Genomic DNA, 20,678 nt, shown 5'->3' on the forward strand with positions numbered 1-20,678 from the left:
TTACCGCCTGCCCGCTTTGGGGCAGGACCGGCCGGCTAACTCCCTGCCGACGGATCGGTCTGCCACACACCCATCACGTTGCCCTCGGTGTCCTTGAAGTAGCCGTACCACCCCATGCCGGGTATCGGGTTCTTGGCCTGGACTACCGACCCTCCGGCGGACTCGACCTGCCCCAAAGCTGCGTCAATGTCGTCGACGTCGATGGTCAGGACGGGTGTCTTCAGCGCATCAGTCCTCGGGAACAGCGCACCGTTGATGGCGCCCGGTTCCTTCGGCGCGCCTGTCTGTTCATCGGAGGGAGCCGTGAGCGCGATGGTGTAATCCATCCCTTGCATGGGGCTCAGGTTCCACCCGAAAGTAGTCCGGTAGAAGTTGTTGGCCCGTTCGGTGTCTTCTGTGGGAATCTCAAAATGCACTATGGCGGCCATGGCTGGCACTCCTCGTTTTTGGGGTTCTGTTCCCTGGTTCCGGCGCGGCCCACCCACGCCACAGCACGGAGTCTAGCCCCGGGCGGCCATCGCTGAAAGAGGCTTTTGATGGGATTGTCAGCCCGGCGTGCGACCATGAAAACATGACCATCGCAGACGCCCCGCCCCTTGTGGCGGCCGCGGCAGATGCGGCCGTCAGATGGCATCCTGGAGCCCCCTTCCGTCTGGACCAAACCATGTTTCCGCTCATGCGCGGCAACGCGGATCCGTCCTTCGCCGCACACTCCAGCGGATTCTGGATGGCCTTCACGGCTGCCTCCGGCCCGGTGACGCTTCGACTGTCCGGCGGTGGTTCCGGTTCCGATTCGTTCGTCGATGCCCAGGCATGGGGTCCGGGCGCATCGGACGCAGTGGCCGGAGTGCCAAGATTGCTGGGCGCCGATGACGACTGGTCCGCTTTCGATGAACCCGCTTTCCACGCCACCCTCCCGCGCCGGGTCACAGAAGCACGACGCCGGAACCTGGCCGTTCGCCTGCCCTCCACTGGCCGGGTGGTTGACTCCCTGGTGCCCACCATTTTGGAGCAAAAGGTCACCACTTTGGAGGCAAGGCGTGGCTACCGGTACTTGATGTACCGCTATGGAACGCCTGCTCCAGGCAAAGCGCCGGCCGGTCTCCTCGTTCCTCCCACGGCCCGGCAGTGGCTGGCCATTCCGTCATGGGAGTGGCACAAAGCCGGAGTTGGCCCGCAGCGTTCGGCGACGGTCATGCGGGCGCTGCAATCCGCCGTCGCGCTTGAACGTTTGGCGGCGCTGGATTCAGTGCAGGCCGGCGCCCGGATGCAGACGATTCCGGGGATCGGAGTGTGGACCGCGGCCGAGGTTGTCCAGCGGACCCACGGTTGCCCGGATTCAATCTCCGTCGGCGACTACCATCTGGCGTCCTATGTGGGCTACGCCCTGACCGGGCAGAAGACGGACGACGCCGGCATGATCGAATTGCTGGAACCGTGGCGCGGGCAGAGGCAACGCCTGGTGCGGATGTTGTATTTGAGCGGCTTCCGCAAGCCCACTTTCGGGCCCCGGATGACCGTCCAGGATCACCGCCACCACTAAAGCAACGCGGGGTCACTTATGGCCCATATTTCCCCCTTTTATGGGCCATAAGTGACCCCGCGTTGGCTTACAGGGCGCGGAGTTTCACCGATCTGATGCGTGAGATCACTCCGGCGAACCCCTCCGCCAAGTCATCGGCGTTCACTTTGAAATACGACCACCCCGCGCTGAGGAACGCTTCATCACGCCGGTTGTCCCTTGACTGCTGTTCCCTGGAAAGGTGATGTCTGCCGTCGTACTGGATCGCGATCCGGAAGCGTCGATAGCCGAGGTCGGCCGTCGGCGACCACGGGTCCTCGAGATTCAGCGGCAATTGCAGTTCCGGTTCCGGAAGACCGGCGTCCCGCATAGCCAGGCGCAGGAACGTCTCAGGAAACGAGTCCGCGCCCACCCGCATTTCATCCAACGCCAAACGCGCCTTCTCCACCCCTTGGAGGTTGGGATGTTGCCGGATGAGCAACCTCAATCCGGAACTATGGGCGTACGGCTCAGTACGCATCTCCAGGGCCGGCCTTGGCCGACGGATAAGTTGGTCGCCCATCGCGATCACATACGGAAGCGGCAACGACTTCGCCAAATCAAGCCAAGTTCTGGGGCGGACCGATACCGGAATGCCTTGGTGATCCATGACCTCGCCCGGAAAAACACGAACTCTGTGACCAGTTACACCGGCCCGCCGAACCCGGGGTAGTTCATGCGGCTTGCTCAAGTGCACTGTTTCGCCGTTCCCCATCCACGGCGGAAGCCCCAACCCGGTCAGTTCGGCCGCGGTTTCATGCGAGACCCAGGCACCGGGGGTAGCTGCCGTAAGCACCCGAGCGCGCTCGAAGAGATCCGGATCTGTTTCCCTTGGCAGATAGATAAGCCGGCCGCCATCCTTGATGTCCTTTGCCCTAAGGCGCTTCCTGGGCACGCCCAAGGCGCGTGACTCATAGACGGTGAAAGGACGGGCGCCGAGGACCTCGGGCAAGGGACTGATGCGAACCATGCAATCCAGTGTCTCGGCAATGCGGCCATCGAATGGAGTTATCCACAGGTTGCCTCCCGACAACTGCAACGCGAGGTCACTTATGGCCCATAAATGGCGGAAACATGGGCCATAAGTGACCCCGCGTTGGCTTTAGAGGTGGAGGCGCGATACGGCTTCCTGGCGCATATCCACCTTGCGGACCTTGCCCGACACCGTCATGGGGAAGCTCTCACGGACATCGATGTAACGCGGAATCTTGTAGTGGGCCAGCTTGCCCCGGCAGTAGTCGGCCAGGTCCGCGGCCGTCAGCGGTTCCGCACCGGGTTTGAGGATGATGCAGGCCATGAGTTCCTCGCCGTACTTCTGGTCCGGCACGCCAATCACCTGCACATCCTGGATGGACGGGTGCAGGTACAGGAACTCCTCGATCTCGCGGGGGTAGATGTTCTCCCCGCCCCGGATCACCATGTCCTTGATGCGGCCCTCAATCACCAGGTACCCGTCCTCGTCCATGCGGGCCAGGTCCCCCGTGTGCATCCAGCCGTCACCGTCGATGGCTTCGGCCGTCTTGTCGGGCTGGCCCCAGTACCCCTGCATCACCGCATAGCCGCGTGTGCAGAGTTCACCGATCACACCCCGCTCCACCACTTCCCCGGAACCCGGATCCACGATCCTGCTCTCCAGGTGCGGCATGGTCCGTCCCACGGTGGAGGTCCGCTGTTCCAGGGTGTCCCCGGCGCGGGTCATGGTGGACACGGGCGAGGTCTCGGTCATGCCATAGCAAATGGCCACATCCACCATGTGCATCTCATCGATGACGCGGCGCATCACTTCGATGGGACACAGCGACCCCGCCATCACTCCGGTTCGCAGGGTTGAGAGATCGTAGGAGCCGAAGTCCTCCAGCGCGAGCTCCGCGATGAACATGGTGGGCACACCGTACAACGAGGTCCCGCCAAAATCCTGCACAGCCTCCAGCGCGGCCGAAGGGTTGAAGCCCCGGCCCGGAATGATGGTGGCCGCCCCGAAACTGAGCGCGTTGAGGTTGCCGATCACCATCCCGAAGCAGTGGTAGAACGGCACCGGAATCACCACGCGGTCATGCTCGGTGTAGCCCAGCAGCCGCCCGATCGAGTTCCCGTTGTTGAGGATGTTGTGGTGCGTCAGCGTTGCACCTTTCGGGAATCCCGTGGTGCCCGAGGTGTACTGCAGATTGATGGGATCGTGCGGGTCCAGTTGGGCCATGCGGTCGCGCACCGCTGAAGGCCCGACGCCGTCCGCCCGGGTCAGGAGCTCGCCGTACGTGAGTTCATGGCCGGCTTCCGGAACGCCCGCGCGGAGTCCCACCGCAGGATCTCCCGGCAGGAACACAATCTCCTTGAGTTCAGGGCAGGCAGCCGCTGCCTGCCTGGCCATGGCAACGTAGTCGCTGTTCCTGTCCGACGGGGCGGTCACCAGCATCCGCATCCCGTTTTGCTTCACCACGAATTCCAGTTCATGGCTCCGGTAGGCGGGATTCACGTTCACCAGCACGGCCCCGATTTTGGCGGTGGCGTACTGGAGGATGGTCCATTCGGCGCAGTTGGGACTCCAGATGCCGATCCGCTCCCCCTTGGCCACGCCGGTGGCGAGCAGCGCGCGGGCGAGGCGGTCGACGTCGTCGTTCAGTTTCTGGTAGCTCCAGCGGCGGGCGTCTTCGCCGGGCGAGGCGGCGGCCTCGATGAGGGCGTCCCGCAAAGGGAATTGGGCGGCGATGCGCTCAAAGTTGGCGCCAATGGTCTCTTCTAGCAGCGGGACGTCAGTGTCTCCGGCGGTGTAGGACAACATGACGGAACGCTACCAAGCCCGGCCGCGCAACAGAACCGTAACCACCTCCAGCGGCGCCGTGTCCTGCCGGTAGGGTTGGAGCCATGAGTGCACCCATTGACCTGCAGGCCACGTTCATCCCCAACGAGGGCGAGTTCTTCCGCGTGAAGCTCGCTTTGGAAATCGCGATCGATGAGGTCGTCAACGAGCCTGGCTGCATCCGCTACGAACTGACCGAAGCCACCGAGGAAAAGCTTGTCCTGACCGAGCGTTGGGAATCCGAGGAGCTGCTGGACAAGCACTCCAAGGGCATCGCTGTCCAGGACCTGAACGAGTCACTCAGCGCGCTGCTTGCCGAACCCGTAAAGCTGGAACGTCTCTAGAGAACGCCTAAACGCTGCAGTTACGCCTTAAAGCCCCGAGGTCGCCGTTAATTTACGGCGACCTCGGGCTTTAACGGCGATTTCGCCGGATGAAGTCTAGTTTTCCTGAGCCTCGGCACGGGACTTTGCAACGTGGGCGTGGACTTCTTCCATGTTCAGGCCCTTCACTGCATCAATGACCTGCTCAAGCTGCTGGGCGTTCAGGGCGCCGGGCTGCGAGAAGACGAGCACCTTTTCGCGGAAAGCCATCAAGGTGGGGATGGAGGTGATCCCGGCCTCGGCGGCGAGCTGCTGCTCGGCTTCCGTGTCCACTTTGGCGAAGACTACGTCGGAGTGCTTTTCCGATGCCGCTCCGTACGTGGGCGCGAACTGCCGGCAGGGGCCGCACCATGCAGCCCAGAAATCCACCAGGACAATGTCGTTGTCTTCGATGGTCGATGCGAACTGTTCACCAGTGATGTCAACTGTAGCCATGGTTCCACGGTACGCGTCCCGGTCTGTGAAGTCCCGCCGGGCGGGCCCCTGTTCGCTTCCCGCGTCACTGGGAATAAAGCGGCAACCCGCCGTTTCAGGAATCTCTTGATTCGCATTGAACAAGTGTTTAGCGTATGAAACATGCGTTCAACCGCAGACGATTTAACCACCAGGGCGCGCATCCGGGACGCCGCGATCGGACTCTTCGGCCGAGATGGCTTCTCCCGGGCCACAGTCCGGGCAGTGGCTTCCATTGCCGGCGTCAGCCCGGGGTTGGTCATCCATCATTTCGGCAGCAAAGCCGGTCTCCGAGAGGCCTGTGACCAACACGTCCTGGCCCTCACAGCCACTCAGGGCAGGGAAAAAGCAGACCCCGGTTCCACCGGCAGGCTCATCCAGGACTACTTGAACAACCCTGACCAGTACGCGGAAGAGATCGCCTACATCCGGCGCAGCCTGGGTGATGAATCCGACGCCGGAGACGCCTTCTTCGACGCTGTGGTGAACCAGTGCCAGGACATCATCCACACCGGCATCGAAGCAGGCACCATCCGGAAATTCGACGACATCCGGTCCATCGCGGTGATCATCGCCTCCAACAGCCTTTCGATCCTCATGCTGGGCCGGCACCTCTCACGGACGCTGGGCACTCCGGCCCCGGAACCCAACGGCATCGGCCCCGACCTTCTGCGCCAGCTCACCCTGCCTCTTCTTGAGATCTATACGCATGGCTTCTATTCGGACGCGCGGTTCCTGCACGCAGCCCGCGAAGCCCTGGAAGGAAACAACACCAACAACGGAAGGGAGCATGCCCCGTGACCCAGGCAATCGTCGTCAAGGGGTTACGCAAGAAGTTCGGTCAACGCGAGGTTCTGCATGGGCTGGATTTCGCGGTGGAACCCGGGACAGTCTTCGGGGTGATCGGGCCGAACGGCGCCGGAAAGACCACCACGATGCGCTGCCTGCTGGACATCATCCGGCCCAGCGGCGGTTCCATCTCCGTGCTGGGACAGGATCCGAGGCGGGGCGGCACGGCACTGCGAAGGCGGATCGGCTATCTGCCCGGGGAGCTGCATTTGGAGAACCGCACCACGGGCCGCCGCATGCTGGAGCATTTTGCTGCCATCAGCGGCCCGGTGGATGAACGGCACGTCAACGATCTCGCAGACCGCCTTCAGTTGGACTTGGACCGGCAGACCCGCAAGCTATCCAAGGGAAACAAGCAGAAGCTGGGCCTCCTGCAGGCGTTCATGCACAAGCCTGAGCTCCTGGTCCTGGACGAACCCACCAGCGGACTTGACCCCTTGGTCCAGCAGGTCTTCCATGCCATGGTCCGCGAGGCCGTGGACGGCGGCGCCACAGTGTTCCTCAGCTCGCATGTCCTGAGCGAAGTCCAGCAGGCCGCGGACGCCGTCGCCATCCTCCGCGACGGCGACATCGTCACCGTTTCCACTGTGGAGGCTTTAAGGACGGCGGCGGTCAGGCAGCTGCGGTTCAACAGCATCGGAACGGAAGCGCACGACGTCGGCGCGCTGCTGGCCCGGGTGCCGGGCGTCGCCAATATCGCGGTGCGGGAACTGCCCGCAGACGGCCATGCGAGCGGAACCGTGGAAGCCACGGCCACCTTGTCCGGCCATATCCAGCCCTTGGTCCAGGAACTGGCACGGCTGCACCTGACAGACCTGGTCCTGGAAGAGCCGGACCTGGAAGAAGCCGTCCTGACCCTCTATACGGGCGGCAAAGCGCCCTCCAGTACGGGAAATCCCCAGAGAGCCGGCCATCAACCGGAAGGAGCCCACCGTGCCTAGGCCATTGCCGCTCTTCACCAAAGCACTGACTGATTCGTGGCGCTCCACCTTGGCATGGGCGCTGGGACTCACGGGCGCGATCATGCTGTACCTGCCGTTGTATCCGTCCATCGGAGGCAGCGCCCAGATGCAGCAAATGATTGATGCCCTCCCTCAAGGCATGACCAAGGCCCTGAACTACGACCAAATAGCCACGGGACCCGGCTACACCCAGGCCACCCTTTTCGGACTCATCGGCTTCCTGCTGATGTCCATGGCCTCCATTGGTTGGGGCGCGGCGGCGGTGGGAGGTGACGAGGAGTCCGGGCTTTTGGAACTCACCCTCGCCCACAGCGTCACCCGCGTGCAGGTGGTCCTGGAGCGGGCGTTGGCCATTTTGGTCCGCATTGCGCTGCTCACCGCATTGGTCTTCGTGCTGGTGCTGGTACTGAACGGACCCGCAAAACTTGAGATCGACGTCGGGCATCTTTTCGGCGCCGTGCTGCTGTTCGCCGCCTTGGCCCTTCTGAGTGGTACAGCCGCACTGTGTGCCGGCGCCCTCACGGGACGGAAGGTGTACGGAGTCGCTGCCGGTGCTGCTGTTGCGGTCCTCGGCTACGTATTTAATGCGGTGGGGCGGCAAAGCCCCGATGTGGAGTGGCTGCTGAACCTTTCGCCGTATCACTGGGCGTACGGCAATTCACCCGTGACCAACGGGGCTGACTGGGGCGCAGTGACAGGGCTGCTGTGCATATCGGCGGCACTGATTGCGCTGGGAACTTTGGCCTTGCAGCGGCGGGACGTTGGGGTCTAGTTCCAGACGTGCGGTGCGGGACGGCGCGCTCCGGGCAGCGCGTTGTTTTCGCGCCACTCGTGGATCCATTCGGGCAGTTCAAGGTCCGCCGGTGGCGCACCGAACTCGGCCATGATCTCCTCCTGTGTCACGGGCTTGCCCTTGGCCACCAGGCGGGTGGCGATGTGGGCGCGGGCGTAGATCTCACCGCCCACCACCATGCGCTGTTCGAAGTAGATCGCTTTGGTATCGAGCCCGATGATGCGGGTTTCAATGGTGTAGCGCTGCCATAACTGCAAGGATTTGCGGAACGCAATGGTCTCCCCGGCAGCCACCGGGCTCCAACCCCGTTTGCGCATCTTGTTCCAGATCCCACTGCGCACCATGAGGTCGAACCGGCCCAGGTCCATCAGGGAAAAGTACATGCCGTTGTTGACGTGCATGGCGATGTCGATGTCCGTGGGAAGCACCCGCAGGGGCAGCGACGATTCGTCCCAAACGTTCAACGGCGTGCGCTTGGAGGACGTGAACAGCAACACGAGGGTGCGTAGAAGCAGATGCATGGCAACAATGTTACCCATGAGTAACTTCCAGCGAAAGATGCCGACCGCATTGTGGGACGCTCTGCTGGATTCAGCCAAAGGAACGAGCACGGGCTTCGCTGTTTGTTCAACTTTATGTCCAACGATTGCACTAACGTTTACCGCTGGTTCATCAAAGACGTGCACAATATCTGGAACTCGTATTGGAAGAAAACATCAGGGAGATCCCTTTGAGTACGCTGCAAACCAGCAGGCCCAGCGGCGACGTCTGGCCCGAACTCCAGCGCCACCAGACAGTGGTGCTCCAGGACGCGCGCGGGAACCGCATCGAAGGAACCCTGGACGGAATGACCGACGACCGCAGCACCCTCTGGATCCAGCTCAAGGGCGGCCTGGGCCGTCAACTGATACACCACCTGGACGGCTACTGGCTGGAAACCACCGCCTGAGCAACTCCGCAAGCCCCCGGCCGGCCCGGCCTGTGGCTAGTATTCCCGTATGACTCAAGCGCGATACCGGGACCTCGTCGAATGGCCGCTCATGGCCACGGCACTGATATTCCTCGCCGCCTACGCGTGGCAGGTCATTGGCCGGGTCGACGGGCCCTCGGCAGTCCCATTCGAGGTGATTCTGTGGATCACCTGGGGAATTTTCGCGCTGGACTATTTCATCAACCTCTGGCTTGCCGAGGACCGCATGCGCTGGTTTGTGTGGAACCTCCACGAACTCCTGATCGTGGTGCTCCCCTTCTTCCGGCCTTTGCGGTTGTTGCGCCTGGTCACCCTCCTCTCCGTGCTGCAACGCACCGTGGGCGAAACCCTCCGTGGCCGGGTGGCAACCTACGTCGCCGGGGCCGCCGCCATGCTCATCCTCATCGGTGCCCTGGCGGTGTTGGATGTTGAACAGAACGCACCCGACGCCAAGATCCTGACCTTCGGCGACGCAGCATGGTGGGCCGTCACCACCATCACCACAGTGGGCTACGGCGATCTGTACCCGGTGACGCCCATTGGCAGGGTGGTAGCCGCCGCCCTGATGATGAGCGGCATCGCTGTTCTCGGTATCGTGACGGCCTCCATCGCTTCCTGGCTTGTCCAGCGGATCGAGGAGAACGCCGAGGGGGTCGCCGCCGCAGCGGGAGAAAAGGCAGCAGCGGCCGAAGAACCAGTCCGGGCTGAAATGGCGGACCTGGTGAGCGAAATCGCGGCCTTGCGGCTGGAGATTGCGGAGCTCCGGAAAATCTCGGAGAGTCGCTGAAGGGCCACTTCTGCCCCCGGCTCAGACGCCCCACCCCGGGCCCGCCTCGCGCCGGCTGGGGACACCCACATTCACGGCGGACATCGCCCCGGACCAATGACACGTAAATTTGGGTGTCCTCCGTCCATTGCCGCAGCCCGGACGAAAGGGCAGCTCAAATCGCGAGATTCCACCAGGGCACAAAAAATCCCCGGAACCAGTGGTTCCGGGGATTTTCCTTGGGTGGCAGATGAGGGATTCGAACCCCCGTAGGCGTTGCCAGCTGATTTACAGTCAGCCCCCTTTGGCCGCTCGGGTAATCTGCCGAACTTCAAAAGAAGATCACTTCCGGAGACCATTTCTTTCGATCCGGTAACCGAAGGCAGAGACAACCTTACAGAAGTTTCAGCGAAGAATCTAATCGGACGCAGACACCCTGATTTTCCGCGTGTTTCAGGCCTGTCCGAGGATCCTGCCCGCGAGTTTGGCTTCGAACCTCTCGGCCTGTTCGGCAGTGATCTGGTTGAGCTGCACGGCCCGCAGAAGATCTGCGTGGACGCCGTCCATCCGGGCAGTGGCATCGGGAACCGGGCTCAGTACGATCGACGCAGCCACGGCCGCCGCAGCGACGGCGCTTGCAGCTGCCACGGCTGCCGTGCCAATCGAACCGGCTGCTGCCGAGGCGGACTTGCTGATGGACTGGACGGCCTTGCTGCTCATGCTGATCCTCCGACGATACGTTCTTTCAACTGGTACAACTCTCGGCCAGCTACCTCGGTTCCCACCTTGCGTGTGCTGTGAGCGAACTGTGAAAGCCCTCCACCGTCCCAAGTGCCGGCTTCCGTACTAGGCTGGATGCCAGACCCAACCCGCCCTCACAGGGCCCCCAACCTAAGGAGAGTCATGGCAGGCGAATCCACATTCGACGTCGTCAGCAAGGTAGACAAGCAAGAGGTCGCCAACGCACTGAACCAGTCCCAGAAGGAAATCGCGCAGCGATACGACTTCAAGGGCGTCGGCGCGGAGATCGACTTCAGCGGCGAAAAGATCCTCATGAAGGCCAACTCGGAGGACCGCGTCCTTGCAGTCCTGGACGTCTTCCAGTCCAAGCTCATCAAGCGCGGCATCTCCCTGAAGTCCCTCGACCAGGGCGAGCCCTACCCCTCGGGCAAGGAATTCCGCCTGGAGTGCACCATCAAAGAAGGCATCGCCCAGGACATCGCCAAGAAGATCAACAAGATCATCCGCGATGAAGCCCCCAAGTCCGTCAAGTCCCAGATCCAGGGCGACGAACTCCGCGTTACCTCCAAGTCCCGCGACGACCTTCAGGAAACCATGAACATCCTCAAGAAGTTCGAAGAGGCCGACCTCCAGTTCGTGAACTTCCGCAGCTAACCAAGCGGTCGCCCGGCATTGGCCAGGGCGCGCCAAAGCCGGGATGCACGCCCCACGGGGCAGCGCGTCCCGGCTTTTTCGTTGCCTGTAACTACAGCGACTGTCGTAATGGACGGGAAAATTAGAGCACGATTAGTTTGCGTAATAGCCGCGGCACAGTATTCTTCTTCCTTAGGCGAGCCTAAGTACGGCTCCCCTTAGCGAAAGAACACTCACCATGACCGCCAACTTCCTGATCGGACTGCGCGAAGGCCTGGAGGCCTCCCTCATCGTGGTCCTACTGATGGCTTACCTCATCAAGACCGGACGGCGGCACCTGATTCCCCGCCTCTGGATCGGCGTGGGAATCGCGATGGGCATCTCCCTCGGCTTCGGCGCACTGCTGACCTTCGGCCCCCGCGGGCTGACGTTCGAGGCCCAGGAAGCAATCGGCGGCGGGCTCTCCATCATTGCAGTGGCACTGGTGACCTGGATGGTCTTCTGGATGGCCAAGACCGCCCGCAGCCTCGGCGGCGAGCTGCGCTCCCAAGTGGACAAAGCGGCCGACGGCGCCGCATGGGGCCTCGTGCTCGTGGCGGCACTGGCCGTGGGCCGGGAAGGGCTGGAAACTGCCCTCTTCATCTGGGCTGCAGCCCAAGCCACAGGCGAAACAACCCTCCCCCTGCTCGGTGCGCTGCTCGGCCTGGTCGCGGCCGCCGGGCTGGGTTATCTGCTGCACCGGGGTGTCCTGAAGGTCAACCTGGGCCGCTTCTTCACCTGGACCGGAGTCGGCCTCATCATCATCGCCGGCGGCGTACTGGCCTACGGTGTCCACGACCTCCAGGAAGCCGGCATCCTCCCGGGACTGCACAACCTGGCCTTCGATGTCTCAGCCGCCATCCCGCCGTCGTCCTGGTACGGCACCCTGCTGAAAGGCACCCTCAACTTCTCCCCCGCCACCACGTGGCTGGAAGCGGCAGCCTGGCTGCTGTACGTGATCCCCGTGCTGTCCCTGTACATCCGGGCCAACCGTTCCTCCCGTCCCAAAGCCGCCGGCACCATCCCAGCTCCCGCAGTCGCAGCACAGCCCTAAGGCTGTCTCCCCTTACGCCTTCAGGCACACCGCCGTGCGCCCGTTCATAGACAAAGGATTCACCCATGCCCGTTTCAACGAAACTCCGCAATACCCTTGCCGTGATCGGCGCGGCCGCGGCCGTACCCCTGGTCCTCGCCGGTTGCACTGACAACACGAAGACCACAGCCGCCGCGGATGGCCCCATCCAGGTCAGCAGCACGGCCAACGAGTGCAAGGTTTCCGCTGCCACCGCACCCAGCGGCAACCTCACCTTCGCGGTGAAGAACGAAGGCACCGAGGTCACGGAGTTCTACCTGCTGGCAGAAGACGGCCTGCGCATCCTGGGCGAAGTGGAGAACATCGGACCCGGGATCACCCGCAACCTGGTGGTCACGGCCCCGGCCGGCAAGTACAACACCGCGTGCAAGCCCGGCATGCAGGGCGATGGCATCCGCGCTTCCTTCGAGGTCACCGAGTCCGGCAACAAGCCCAGCGTCGACGCCGATTTCCAGAAGCTCCTGGACACCGGCACCCAGCAGTACGCCGCCTACGTCAAGGACCAGACCGAACAGCTCGTCACCGGCACCAAGGCATTCGCCGACGCTTTTACAGCCGGTGATGCCGCGAAGGCACGCGAGCTTTACGCAGCCACCCGCATGCACTGGGAACGGATCGAGCCGGTGGCTGAATCCTTCGGCGACCTCGACCCCAAGTTGGATGCCCGCGAAGCCGACCTTGAGCCCGGACAGGAATGGACCGGATGGCACCGCGCCGAAAAGGACCTCTTCCCGCCCGCAGGCTACACGGCCATGACCGTTGCTGAGCGCACCGCCATCTCCAAGCAGTTGGTCGCCGACACCGAGGACCTCGCCACCCGCACCCGTACCGTGGAGCTCACTGCGGACAAGCTGGGCAATGGCGCCAAGGAACTCCTGGATGAAGTGGCCACCGGCAAGGTCACCGGCGAAGAAGAAATCTGGTCGCACACGGATCTCTGGGACTTCCAGGCCAATGTTGACGGCGCCCGCATCGCCTTCGAGAGCCTGAAGCCGGCCCTGGAGCAGAAAGACGCAGAGCTCTCCAAGTCCTTGGATGAAAAGTTCGCGGCGCTGCAGGCCGAACTGAAGAAGCACGCAAAGGGCGACGGCTTTGCCTACTACAACGAGCTCAGCCCGGAGCAGGTCCAGGGTTTGGCTTCGCTGGTTGACTCGCTGGGTGAGCCCCTTTCCAAGCTCACCTCAGCCGTGGTCCTGTGAGCGGCTGCCCCTTCGGGCACACCGGTGACGCCGCCGGCGTCGAGCGTTCCGGTGAGCCGAACGACGTCGTAACCTCCCGAGGGGCGTCCGACGGCGGCACAGCGGCTACCGCTGAAACCGTCACCCCCCGGATGTCCCGCCGTGGCCTGCTGTCACTGGCGGGCGTGGGCGGGGCCGGAGCCGTTGCCGGCCTGGCCGCCGGCTTCCTGGGCCACGACGCCGTGACGGCATCCGCAGCATCTGCCTCCGTTCCGGCCGCCGGAGAAGCGGTAGTTCCGTTCTTCGGAGACCATCAGGCAGGCATCACGACCCCTGCCCAGGACCGTCTCCACATGGCCGCGTTCGATGTCACCACCGAGGACCGCAAGGAACTCATCAAGCTCCTGAAGGACTGGACTGCCGCGGCGCAGGCGATGGCGGCCGGGGACCCCACCGGCAAGACCGGCGCCGTCGATGGACCTTATGACGCCCCGCCGGAGGACACCGGCGAGGCCTTGGACCTGGCGGCGTCGAAACTGACCCTGACGTTTGGTTTTGGTGCCGGACTGTTCGAAAAGGACGGCAAGGTTCGGTTCGGCCTGGACGGGCGGCGACCCGAAGCTCTGATCGACCTCCCCCACTTCCCGGGCGACGACCTCCAGCCCGGGCGCACAGGCGGAGACATAGTAGTCCAGGCCTGCGCCGATGATCCGCAGGTTGCGGTGCACGCCATCCGCAACCTGGCGAGAATCGGATTCGGAAAGGTCCGCGTCCGTTGGTCCCAGCTCGGATTCGGGCGCACCTCCTCAACGTCCCGGGCACAGGTGACTCCCCGCAACCTCTTCGGTTTCAAGGACGGCACCAACAACCTCAAGGTCGAGGACAACGCGCTGCTGGACGAGCACGTGTGGGTGGCCCCTGGCGGCCCTGCATCCGAGCAGTGGATGGCAGGCGGCAGCTATCTGGTGGCCCGCCGGATCCAGATGCACATTGAGATCTGGGACCGCACCTCACTGCGTGAACAGGAGGGGCTGATTGGGCGCACCAAGGGCGTCGGTGCTCCTTTGTCAGGCGGCGATGAGTTCAGCACACCGGACTTTGCCATGGCGGGCCGCAATGGCGAGCCGCTGATTCCCATGGACTCGCACATGCGGCTGGCCCACCCGGACCAGAACAACGGCGTGCGGATGCTCCGCCGAGGTTACAACTTCACGGACGGTTCGGATGGGCTGGGGCATCTGGATGCCGGTCTCTTCTTCATCGCTTTCGTGAAGGATCCGCGGACGCACTACGTGCCCATGCAACTGGCAATGGCCAAGGGCGACACGTTGTCCGTGGAGTACCTGAAGCACACCGGATCGGGTTTGTTTGCGGTTCCTCCCGGGGTGCAGGCCGGCGGGTTCATCGGCGAAGGACTGTTTGCGTAGCAGTCCCTGCGAGCACGTCATGCGAGCGGGCGCCCTGCCATTCCCTCCAGTCGGCTGATGCGTTCCTTCATGGGCGGGTGGGTGGAGAACATGCGCCGCATGCCGCCGCCACGGAACGGGTTGGCGATCATGAGGTGCGAGGCGTTGACCAGCCTCTGGTCCTGCGGAAGCGGCAACTGGCTCACCCCGGACTCGATCTTGCGCAGCGCCGAGGCCAGTGCCAGCGGGTCCCCGGTGAGCTGGGCGCCATCCTCGTCCGCGTCGAATTCACGGGTGCGGGAGATCGCCATCTGGATGAGCGAGGCCGCAAATGGTGCCAGCAGCGCCATGGCAATGGTCGCCAGGGGGTTCGCATTGCGCCGGTCGCCGCCTCCGAAGATCAGCAGCATCTGGCCCACGGATGTGATGACGCCGGCCACAGCCGCGGCCACGGACGACGTCAGGATGTCGCGGTTGTACACGTGCATCAGCTCATGGCCCAGCACGCCCCTGAGTTCCCGGGCGTCCAGCAGGTGCAGGATGCCTTCGGTGCAGCAGACAGCGGCGTTCTTGGGGTTCCGGCCGGTGGCGAAGGCGTTGGGTGTCATGGTGGGTGAAAGGTAGATCCGTGGCATGGGCTTGTTCGCCCGCACGGACAGCTCCCTGACGATCTGGTACAGCTGGGGAGCCTGGGCCTCAGTGACCGGGTAGGCAGCCATGGATCGAATGGCGATCTTGTCGCTGTTCCAATAGCCGTACGCTGTGGTGCCCACGCCGATCAGGGCCATGATCCAGATGGGGGCGGTGCTCCGGGTTCCTGAGGCAATGATGGCGCCCAAACCCAACAACACCGCCCACAGCACACCGAAGAGTGCCGCGGTCTTGAGTCCATTGTTGTGTTTATGCACGTTGCTCTCGTTCTCTTTCTTCAGCTCTTGCAGGGGCTTTGCTTCGTTTAACGCCGACGCCGGTCCGCCTGTTCCGGGCCCAGGCGCCGGTTCCTGGCTTGGCCCCCGCCTGCTCAGGGCACCGGATGCTTTGAATCGTAGGCGACGAAGCCGGGTTGGAGTCGGGAAGCGAGCCATGCCAGGGCAATGCACAGGACTCCACCCAGCAACAGCACCCCGCCCTCGCTGAGGAACTGTGTCACTCCACCGGCAAGCATGTCTCCCACCCGGGGTCCGCCAGCTACCACCACGATGAACACCCCTTGCAACCGCCCGCGGAGATGGTCCGGGGTAGCAGCTTGGAGAATCGTGGTCCTGAAAACGGCACTTACGGAATCCGAAATACCTGCGAGCGCACAGCAGAGCGCAGCCGGTATCAGCCACGGCGTGGTTCCATTGCGTCCGGCGTCACCTGCAAGGAGCACCACCAGCCCAAAGCCGGCAATTGAGGCGCCCCACCCCATCACGGACCACACCACGGCGCTGCCCTGGCGGCGTACCCTTCCCAACGGACCAGAGAAGAGGCCCGCAAGGAACGCTCCCACAGCCGTGGAAGCGAGCAGCACACCCACGGTGGTTTCGCCTCCACCGATCATCACGGCGCCAATGGCGGGCATCAGGGCCCGGGGTTGCGCGCAGATCATGGCGATGAGGTCGATGATGAAGGTCATGCGGACGTTGGGCCGCCCGCCCAGGAACCGGAAGCCCTCCACCACGGAGCGGAACCCGGGCCGGACGGCATCCTTGGAGGGCGGCAGCGGCGGAAGCCTGAAAAGTCCCCACAGCGCGAAGGTGAAGCTGATGACGTCAATCGTGTAGGTCCACCCGAAGCCGATGGTTGCCACGAGTACCCCGGCCAGGAGTGGTCCGGCGGTCATCGAGAGGCCAAAGGTCAGCATGCTCAAGGCGTTGGCCGCGGGCAGCAGGTCCTTGCGGACCAGGAGTGGAATGATGGCGCTCCGGGCCGGGCCGTTGATGCCTTGCGCTCCGCTTTGGATGGCTACCAACGCATAAAGAACCCAAATGTTGCCCAGACCCAGCCACGCCTGCAGTGCCAGGCCGGCCGTGGAAGCCCATAAGACGAGGGACGCAATCAAGGCCACTTTGCGTCGGTCGTAGGCATCGGAGATGGATCCACCGTAGAGGCCGGCAATGACCAGGGGAACCAACGCGAAGATACCCAGGAGCCCCACGTAGAAACTTTCCTGGGTGAGCCGGTACACCTCCAGGCTGACAGCCACGAGGGTCAGTTGGGTGCCGATGGCGGCAACGGACGCCCCCAGCCAGAGACGACGAAAAGCAGGACTCTCCTTGATCGGAGTGATGTCTGCCAGTAGTTTTGCCACCGTCCAACCCTAACCAGCGCCACGGCTTGGTAGGCTCACCCCGGGGAAGGAGTTGACATGGTCATGTCACGACGACTGTTGTACCGTTCGGGCTTTTGGGAGATCGCCCGGCCACGTCATCCCCTCACAGCCGCGCACGTAGTGGTCAGGTTGTCTGATCCGTCCACGGATTTCGCGCTCCCATCCGCAACTGACTGGCTTTTTTGCCACCATCTGGCACGCGCCGCCTTGGCGAAGGTCCTGGGCGTCGAGCACTGCGCCGTCATGTTCGCCCATCAGTGGCATCCGCTGGGAGCCGGGCTGGGTGAACCTGTGGCTGAATCGTCAACTCCGACGTTCCATCTTTTTGGACGCTGGGCTGGCGAAACCACGACGCCGGGACTTCAGCTCTCGCTGCCGGCGCACCGTCGGGTGGCCCTCCCCGAGTCCGAACTGGAGGCGACCGACGAGGCGATCCGTGAGTCACTGCGCCGCGAGCTGCCCGACGCGATCCTGGCGTCCGCAGACGCGGCCAGGGCCGCCGTCGAACCTGTTCCGGACCCCGCAGTGCTGGTACGGACGATTCCTGCGGGTGAGCGCCATACCGTCATGGAGCCCGTGAGCCGCGTAGCCTCAGTTCGGGACTTCCTGCCTGCTGACCTTTTGGCGATCGGTGCATCGCTGGGCGCGCTGCCGCTGTCCGGTGGCGTCAGCGGGTTCAGTTGCCTGGCCGTGGAGTCGCTGACCCCGGGAACGCCATTGCGGGTGCATGCGCTCGGCCGCTCGGCCGCGGAAGAACTCAACCCGGTAGTGGAATTGTTTCGTTCACCGGAAGTTAGCCTTGCCTTATTGTGAACTTATCAAAATAAGTGTTTGAATGAATGCATGACAGATCACACTGCTGAGCAGCAAGCATGGGCCGCGGCCCTGCATGCCCACGGCAGGCGTGTAACCAAACAGCGGCTGGCAGTGCTGGCCGCAGTCCAGCACCATCCGCACTCCCCGGCAGAAGGCATCCTTGCCGCTGCCCGCCAGGAACTGCCTGAACTGACGGCGCAGTCCGTTTATGTAGTGCTCAGCGACCTTACGGATTTGCAGATGCTGCGCCGCTTTGAACCCCCGCACTCCCCGGCGCTCTACGAAACCCGGGTAGGCGACAACCACCACCACGCCGTCTGCATCAGCTGCGGCAAGGTGGAGGACGTGGACTGCGCAGTGGGCCACGCACCGTGCCTCACACCGCACTGGAACGAAAATTCCAAGCCCATGACAATACAGATCGCAGACGTCCTTTACCAAGGCATCTGCCAGGATTGCCAGGCCAAACAACAGCTTCCCGTAAATACTTCAGTAACTCAGAAATAGGAAAAAGGAGAACAATGACTGCCATTTCAACGACCCAGTCAGGTGCCCCCGTTACGTCCGACGCGCACTCGAAGTCCGTCGGCGCTGACGGTGCCATCATCCTGACCGACCACTACCTGGTGGAAAAGCTCGCCCAGTTCAACCGCGAGCGGGTCCCGGAGCGCGTAGTGCACGCCAAGGGCGGCGGAGCTTTCGGTACCTTCAAGACCACCTCTGACGTTTCTGCCTACACCAAGGCTGCTTTCCTGCAGCCGGGTGTCGAGACGGACATGCTGATCCGTTTCTCCTCCGTTGCAGGCGAGAACGGTTCTCCCGACACGTGGCGCGATCCCCGCGGTTTCGCCGTGAAGTTCTACACCTCCGAGGGCAACTACGACCTCGTGGGCAACAACACCCCCGTCTTCTTCATCCGCGACGGCATCAAGTTCCCGGACTTCATCCACTCCCAGAAGCGCCTCCCGGGTACCCACCTGCGTGACGCTGACATGCAGTGGGACTTCTGGACCCTCTCCCCCGAGTCCGCACACCAGGTCACCTGGCTCATGGGCGACCGTGGCCTGCCGGCTTCCTGGCGTGAAATGCAGGGCTACGGTTCGCACACCTACCAGTGGATCAACGCCGCCGGCGAGCGTTTCTGGGTCAAGTACCACTTCAAGTCCAACCAGGGCGTCAAGACCATCACTGGTGACCAGGCTGAAGAGCTGGCCGGTTCGGATGCAGACTTCTACATCCGCGACCTCTCCGAGAACATCGAGGCCGGCAACTTCCCGTCGTGGGAACTCCACGTTCAGGTCATGCCGTACGAGGATGCCAAGACGTACCGCTTCAACCCGTTCGACCTCACAAAGGTGTGGCCGCACTCCGACTACCCGCTGATCCACGTGGGCACCATGGAGCTGAACAAGAACCCGGAGAACTACTTCGCGCAGATCGAGCAGGCCACCTTCGCGCCGTCGAACTTCGTGCCGGGCATCGCTGCTTCCCCGGACAAGATGCTGCAGGCCCGCATCTTCTCCTACGCCGATGCACACCGCTACCGCGTTGGCACCAACCACGCGCAGATCCCGGTGAACCAGCCCAAGAACCAGGTCAACAACTACAGCCAGGATGGCCAGGGACGTTACCTGTTCAACGCTCCGTCCACCCCGGTTTACGCACCGAACTCCGTTGGTGGCCCGGCTGCTGTCGAGCCGACCTCCCCCGCCGGTGGCTGGGAGAACGACGGCGAGCTCACCCTCTCCGCCCACACCCTGCACGCTGAGGATGACGACTTCGGCCAGGCCGGTACCCTGTACCGCGAGGTCTACGATGACGCCGCCAAGGCCCGCCTCCTGGACACCATCACCGGTGCTGTTGGCGGCGTGAAGAACGCCGACATCAAGGAACGCGCCATCCAGTACTGGACGAACGTTGACGCCGACCTCGGCGCCAAGCTCCGTGCCAACCTGGGCGCAGGCCAGACCGAGTCCGACGCCGAAGCAGCCAACAAGCTCTAAGCGTCTTTGCTCCAAGCACTTCCAGGAACACCCCGCCGCGGATCCACTCCGCGGCGGGGTGTTCTTTTTGTTTTCCACATAGCCCTTGTTTCCACATAGCAGCCTCCAGCTATGGCTGCGCCCTCATGCCGCTCCATAGGATCCCTGTATGAACACATTTGAAGGCATTCAGGCAGCCGCTTTCCGCTTCTACGAGGACCTTGAAGAGAACAACAACCGCGAGTGGTGGCTGGAGCATAAAGCGACATACGACGCCGAGGTCAGGGAGCCGCTGACGGCTCTCCTCGCGGAATTGGAGCCGAGGTTCGGGCCCGCAAAGATCTTCCGCCCCAACCGGGACATCAGGTTCTCCCAGGACAAGTCACCCTATAAAACGGCCCAGGGAGCCTTCGCAGCCACACGGGAGGGCGTTGGCTATTACGTGCAGATCAGCGCCGACGGTCTCCTGATCGGTGGGGGCTACCACTCCCACACGCCCGCCCAGTTGGCACGCTACCGGGCCGCAGTCGACGCGCCGGACAGTGGCCTGGCGCTGCAACAGATCACCGACGCCGTCTCCGCTGCTGGTTTTGCGATTGAAGGGGAAAAACTCAAAACCGTTCCCCGCGGCTTTGACAAGGACCATCCGCGGGCGGAGCTGCTAAAGCACAAGTCCCTGTCGGCCGGAGTGGAAGTCGGGCAGCCGGCGTGGTTGTCCACCGCAGCGGCCAAGGATGAGATTGCCTTCCGCTGGGAGACGCTGAGGCCCCTGGTGGAGTGGGTCAGTGAGTACGCGGCGCCGTGAGGGCTGGTGGCGTTGGGGCCAGCGCTGTGAGGGCTAGGGTCCCAAGGCTGGCGCCCAGTGAAGGGCCCTCTGGACGGGTGCGCTCCCGGAAACAGAAAACGCCCGGAAACCAGCGGTTCCCGGGCGTTCCCCTTGAG

23 protein-coding genes and 1 tRNA gene are annotated in these 20,678 nt (G+C 63.3%); 15 read left to right on the top strand and 9 right to left on the bottom strand.

Translation table 11 applies throughout. The annotated features are described in order from the left end of the window. Positions 1–35: 35 nt before the first annotated feature. Positions 36–428 (bottom strand): VOC family protein, encoded by a 393-nt coding sequence (locus tag PYR64_RS13995; RefSeq protein ID WP_018776770.1) that lies wholly within the window; start codon positions 426–428, stop codon positions 36–38. Positions 429–571: 143 nt separating this feature from the next. Here PYR64_RS13995 and PYR64_RS14000 point away from each other — a divergent pair, with 143 nt between their 5' ends. After that, a complete protein-coding gene (locus tag PYR64_RS14000) occupies positions 572–1,543 on the top strand; it encodes a hypothetical protein (protein ID WP_055971556.1) in 972 nt (323 codons plus the stop codon). A gap of 67 nt (positions 1,544–1,610) precedes the next feature. Here the strand turns inward: PYR64_RS14000 and PYR64_RS14005 are convergent, their stop codons facing one another. Both PYR64_RS14005 and PYR64_RS14010 read right to left on the bottom strand, forming a co-directional pair. After that, entirely contained in the window at positions 1,611–2,531 is a 921-nt protein-coding gene (locus tag PYR64_RS14005; RefSeq protein WP_189075283.1) for a hypothetical protein, read from the bottom strand. A gap of 132 nt (positions 2,532–2,663) precedes the next feature. Continuing rightward, positions 2,664–4,340, bottom strand: coding sequence for an AMP-binding protein (locus tag PYR64_RS14010; protein WP_110503800.1), 1,677 nt, complete (start codon positions 4,338–4,340; stop codon positions 2,664–2,666). 83 nt (positions 4,341–4,423) lie between these two features. Here PYR64_RS14010 and PYR64_RS14015 point away from each other — a divergent pair, with 83 nt between their 5' ends. Then, the gene (locus PYR64_RS14015; RefSeq protein WP_018776774.1) at positions 4,424–4,702 is read left to right on the top strand and encodes an antibiotic biosynthesis monooxygenase; all 279 of its coding nucleotides are present in this window, start codon (positions 4,424–4,426) and stop codon (positions 4,700–4,702) included. Between the two features lie 96 nt (positions 4,703–4,798). Here PYR64_RS14015 and trxA read toward each other — a convergent pair whose 3' ends face one another. Beyond that, positions 4,799–5,176 (bottom strand): thioredoxin, encoded by a 378-nt coding sequence (gene trxA / locus PYR64_RS14020; protein WP_275775782.1) that lies wholly within the window; start codon positions 5,174–5,176, stop codon positions 4,799–4,801. A 141-nt stretch (positions 5,177–5,317) separates the two neighbouring features. Between trxA and PYR64_RS14025 the strand changes: the two genes are divergently transcribed. The 3 genes from PYR64_RS14025 to PYR64_RS14035 are packed head-to-tail and all read left to right on the top strand — an operon-like array spanning position 5,318 to position 7,777. Beyond that, positions 5,318–5,995 (top strand): TetR/AcrR family transcriptional regulator, encoded by a 678-nt coding sequence (locus tag PYR64_RS14025; RefSeq protein WP_275775784.1) that lies wholly within the window; start codon positions 5,318–5,320, stop codon positions 5,993–5,995. Further along, complete coding sequence (locus PYR64_RS14030) at positions 5,992–6,984, top strand: ABC transporter ATP-binding protein (RefSeq protein ID WP_275775786.1); 993 nt, start codon at positions 5,992–5,994, stop codon at positions 6,982–6,984. Before PYR64_RS14025 ends, PYR64_RS14030 begins: the two co-directional genes overlap by 4 nt. Next, positions 6,977–7,777 carry an ABC transporter permease subunit gene (locus tag PYR64_RS14035; RefSeq protein ID WP_055971544.1) on the top strand — a complete coding sequence of 267 codons (801 nt, stop codon included), beginning with the start codon at positions 6,977–6,979 and terminating at the stop codon, positions 7,775–7,777. Before PYR64_RS14030 ends, PYR64_RS14035 begins: the two co-directional genes overlap by 8 nt. Here the strand turns inward: PYR64_RS14035 and PYR64_RS14040 are convergent. Then, the gene (locus PYR64_RS14040; RefSeq protein WP_275779966.1) at positions 7,774–8,319 is read right to left on the bottom strand and encodes an acyl-CoA thioesterase; all 546 of its coding nucleotides are present in this window, start codon (positions 8,317–8,319) and stop codon (positions 7,774–7,776) included. The genes PYR64_RS14035 and PYR64_RS14040 overlap by 4 nt on opposite strands. 209 nt (positions 8,320–8,528) lie before the next feature. Between PYR64_RS14040 and PYR64_RS14045 the strand changes: the two genes are divergently transcribed. Further along, the gene (locus PYR64_RS14045) at positions 8,529–8,747 is read left to right on the top strand and encodes a hypothetical protein (protein ID WP_026267021.1); all 219 of its coding nucleotides are present in this window, start codon (positions 8,529–8,531) and stop codon (positions 8,745–8,747) included. 49 nt (positions 8,748–8,796) lie between these two features. Then, positions 8,797–9,555 carry a potassium channel family protein gene (locus PYR64_RS14050; protein ID WP_026267022.1) on the top strand — a complete coding sequence of 253 codons (759 nt, stop codon included), beginning with the start codon at positions 8,797–8,799 and terminating at the stop codon, positions 9,553–9,555. A gap of 223 nt (positions 9,556–9,778) precedes the next feature. Here the strand turns inward: PYR64_RS14050 and PYR64_RS14055 are convergent. Both PYR64_RS14055 and PYR64_RS14060 read right to left on the bottom strand, forming a co-directional pair. Beyond that, positions 9,779–9,860, bottom strand: a tRNA-Tyr gene (locus PYR64_RS14055). Between the two features lie 127 nt (positions 9,861–9,987). Next, a complete protein-coding gene (locus tag PYR64_RS14060; RefSeq protein WP_018776782.1) occupies positions 9,988–10,254 on the bottom strand; it encodes a hypothetical protein in 267 nt (88 codons plus the stop codon). A gap of 183 nt (positions 10,255–10,437) precedes the next feature. Between PYR64_RS14060 and PYR64_RS14065 the strand changes: the two genes are divergently transcribed. The 4 genes from PYR64_RS14065 (at position 10,438) to efeB (ending at position 14,645) form a co-directional block, all read left to right on the top strand. Continuing rightward, on the top strand, positions 10,438–10,929 hold the full coding sequence (locus tag PYR64_RS14065; protein WP_018776783.1) for a YajQ family cyclic di-GMP-binding protein: 492 nt from the start codon (positions 10,438–10,440) through the stop codon (positions 10,927–10,929). Between the two features lie 217 nt (positions 10,930–11,146). Continuing rightward, entirely contained in the window at positions 11,147–12,001 is an 855-nt protein-coding gene (efeU, locus tag PYR64_RS14070) for an iron uptake transporter permease EfeU (RefSeq protein ID WP_039242499.1), read from the top strand. Between the two features lie 65 nt (positions 12,002–12,066). Then, positions 12,067–13,239 (top strand): iron uptake system protein EfeO, encoded by a 1,173-nt coding sequence (efeO, locus tag PYR64_RS14075; protein WP_189075287.1) that lies wholly within the window; start codon positions 12,067–12,069, stop codon positions 13,237–13,239. After that, entirely contained in the window at positions 13,236–14,645 is a 1,410-nt protein-coding gene (gene efeB, locus PYR64_RS14080; protein ID WP_275775794.1) for an iron uptake transporter deferrochelatase/peroxidase subunit, read from the top strand. The genes efeO and efeB overlap by 4 nt, the downstream gene beginning before the upstream one ends. Before the next feature lie 17 nt (positions 14,646–14,662). Here the strand turns inward: efeB and htpX are convergent, their stop codons facing one another. Beyond that, a complete protein-coding gene (htpX, locus tag PYR64_RS14085) occupies positions 14,663–15,532 on the bottom strand; it encodes a zinc metalloprotease HtpX (RefSeq protein WP_039242510.1) in 870 nt (289 codons plus the stop codon). 113 nt (positions 15,533–15,645) lie between these two features. Continuing rightward, complete coding sequence (locus PYR64_RS14090; protein WP_275775797.1) at positions 15,646–16,917, bottom strand: MFS transporter; 1,272 nt, start codon at positions 16,915–16,917, stop codon at positions 15,646–15,648. Between the two features lie 63 nt (positions 16,918–16,980). On the opposite strand from PYR64_RS14090, the gene PYR64_RS14095 reads away from it, so the two are divergent. From PYR64_RS14095 to PYR64_RS14110, 4 genes are all read left to right on the top strand, one after another. Beyond that, the gene (locus PYR64_RS14095; protein ID WP_231949039.1) at positions 16,981–17,751 is read left to right on the top strand and encodes a hypothetical protein; all 771 of its coding nucleotides are present in this window, start codon (positions 16,981–16,983) and stop codon (positions 17,749–17,751) included. Positions 17,752–17,781: 30 nt separating this feature from the next. Continuing rightward, positions 17,782–18,261 (top strand): Fur family transcriptional regulator, encoded by a 480-nt coding sequence (locus PYR64_RS14100; RefSeq protein WP_018776790.1) that lies wholly within the window; start codon positions 17,782–17,784, stop codon positions 18,259–18,261. A 14-nt stretch (positions 18,262–18,275) separates the two neighbouring features. Beyond that, a complete protein-coding gene (locus PYR64_RS14105; RefSeq protein WP_018776791.1) occupies positions 18,276–19,757 on the top strand; it encodes a catalase in 1,482 nt (493 codons plus the stop codon). A 148-nt stretch (positions 19,758–19,905) separates the two neighbouring features. After that, positions 19,906–20,541 (top strand): DUF2461 domain-containing protein, encoded by a 636-nt coding sequence (locus PYR64_RS14110; protein WP_275775801.1) that lies wholly within the window; start codon positions 19,906–19,908, stop codon positions 20,539–20,541. Positions 20,542–20,678: the final 137 nt, after the last annotated feature.

Origin of the sequence: Paenarthrobacter sp. Y-19, assembly GCF_029223985.1 — a bacterium.
Classification (GTDB): Bacteria; Actinomycetota; Actinomycetes; order Actinomycetales; family Micrococcaceae; genus Arthrobacter; species Arthrobacter nicotinovorans.

Excerpts from the sequence above, each read along its gene's own strand:
- PYR64_RS14025 (WP_275775784.1), top strand. The coding sequence starts at position 5,318 with ATGCGTTCAACCGCAGACGATTTAACCACCAGGGCGCGCATCCGGGAC.
- PYR64_RS14065 (WP_018776783.1), top strand. The coding sequence starts at position 10,438 with ATGGCAGGCGAATCCACATTCGACGTCGTCAGCAAGGTAGACAAGCAA.
- efeU (WP_039242499.1), top strand. The coding sequence starts at position 11,147 with ATGACCGCCAACTTCCTGATCGGACTGCGCGAAGGCCTGGAGGCCTCC.
- trxA (WP_275775782.1), bottom strand. The coding sequence starts at position 5,176 with ATGGCTACAGTTGACATCACTGGTGAACAGTTCGCATCGACCATCGAA.
- PYR64_RS13995 (WP_018776770.1), bottom strand. The coding sequence starts at position 428 with ATGGCCGCCATAGTGCATTTTGAGATTCCCACAGAAGACACCGAACGG.
- PYR64_RS14105 (WP_018776791.1), top strand. The coding sequence starts at position 18,276 with ATGACTGCCATTTCAACGACCCAGTCAGGTGCCCCCGTTACGTCCGAC.
- PYR64_RS14015 (WP_018776774.1), top strand. The coding sequence starts at position 4,424 with ATGAGTGCACCCATTGACCTGCAGGCCACGTTCATCCCCAACGAGGGC.
- PYR64_RS14110 (WP_275775801.1), top strand. The coding sequence starts at position 19,906 with ATGAACACATTTGAAGGCATTCAGGCAGCCGCTTTCCGCTTCTACGAG.
- PYR64_RS14095 (WP_231949039.1), top strand. The coding sequence starts at position 16,981 with ATGTCACGACGACTGTTGTACCGTTCGGGCTTTTGGGAGATCGCCCGG.
- PYR64_RS14005 (WP_189075283.1), bottom strand. The coding sequence starts at position 2,531 with ATGGTTCGCATCAGTCCCTTGCCCGAGGTCCTCGGCGCCCGTCCTTTC.
- PYR64_RS14000 (WP_055971556.1), top strand. The coding sequence starts at position 572 with ATGACCATCGCAGACGCCCCGCCCCTTGTGGCGGCCGCGGCAGATGCG.
- PYR64_RS14100 (WP_018776790.1), top strand. The coding sequence starts at position 17,782 with ATGACAGATCACACTGCTGAGCAGCAAGCATGGGCCGCGGCCCTGCAT.
- PYR64_RS14050 (WP_026267022.1), top strand. The coding sequence starts at position 8,797 with ATGACTCAAGCGCGATACCGGGACCTCGTCGAATGGCCGCTCATGGCC.
- PYR64_RS14060 (WP_018776782.1), bottom strand. The coding sequence starts at position 10,254 with ATGAGCAGCAAGGCCGTCCAGTCCATCAGCAAGTCCGCCTCGGCAGCA.
- PYR64_RS14040 (WP_275779966.1), bottom strand. The coding sequence starts at position 8,319 with ATGCATCTGCTTCTACGCACCCTCGTGTTGCTGTTCACGTCCTCCAAG.
- PYR64_RS14010 (WP_110503800.1), bottom strand. The coding sequence starts at position 4,340 with ATGTTGTCCTACACCGCCGGAGACACTGACGTCCCGCTGCTAGAAGAG.
- efeO (WP_189075287.1), top strand. The coding sequence starts at position 12,067 with ATGCCCGTTTCAACGAAACTCCGCAATACCCTTGCCGTGATCGGCGCG.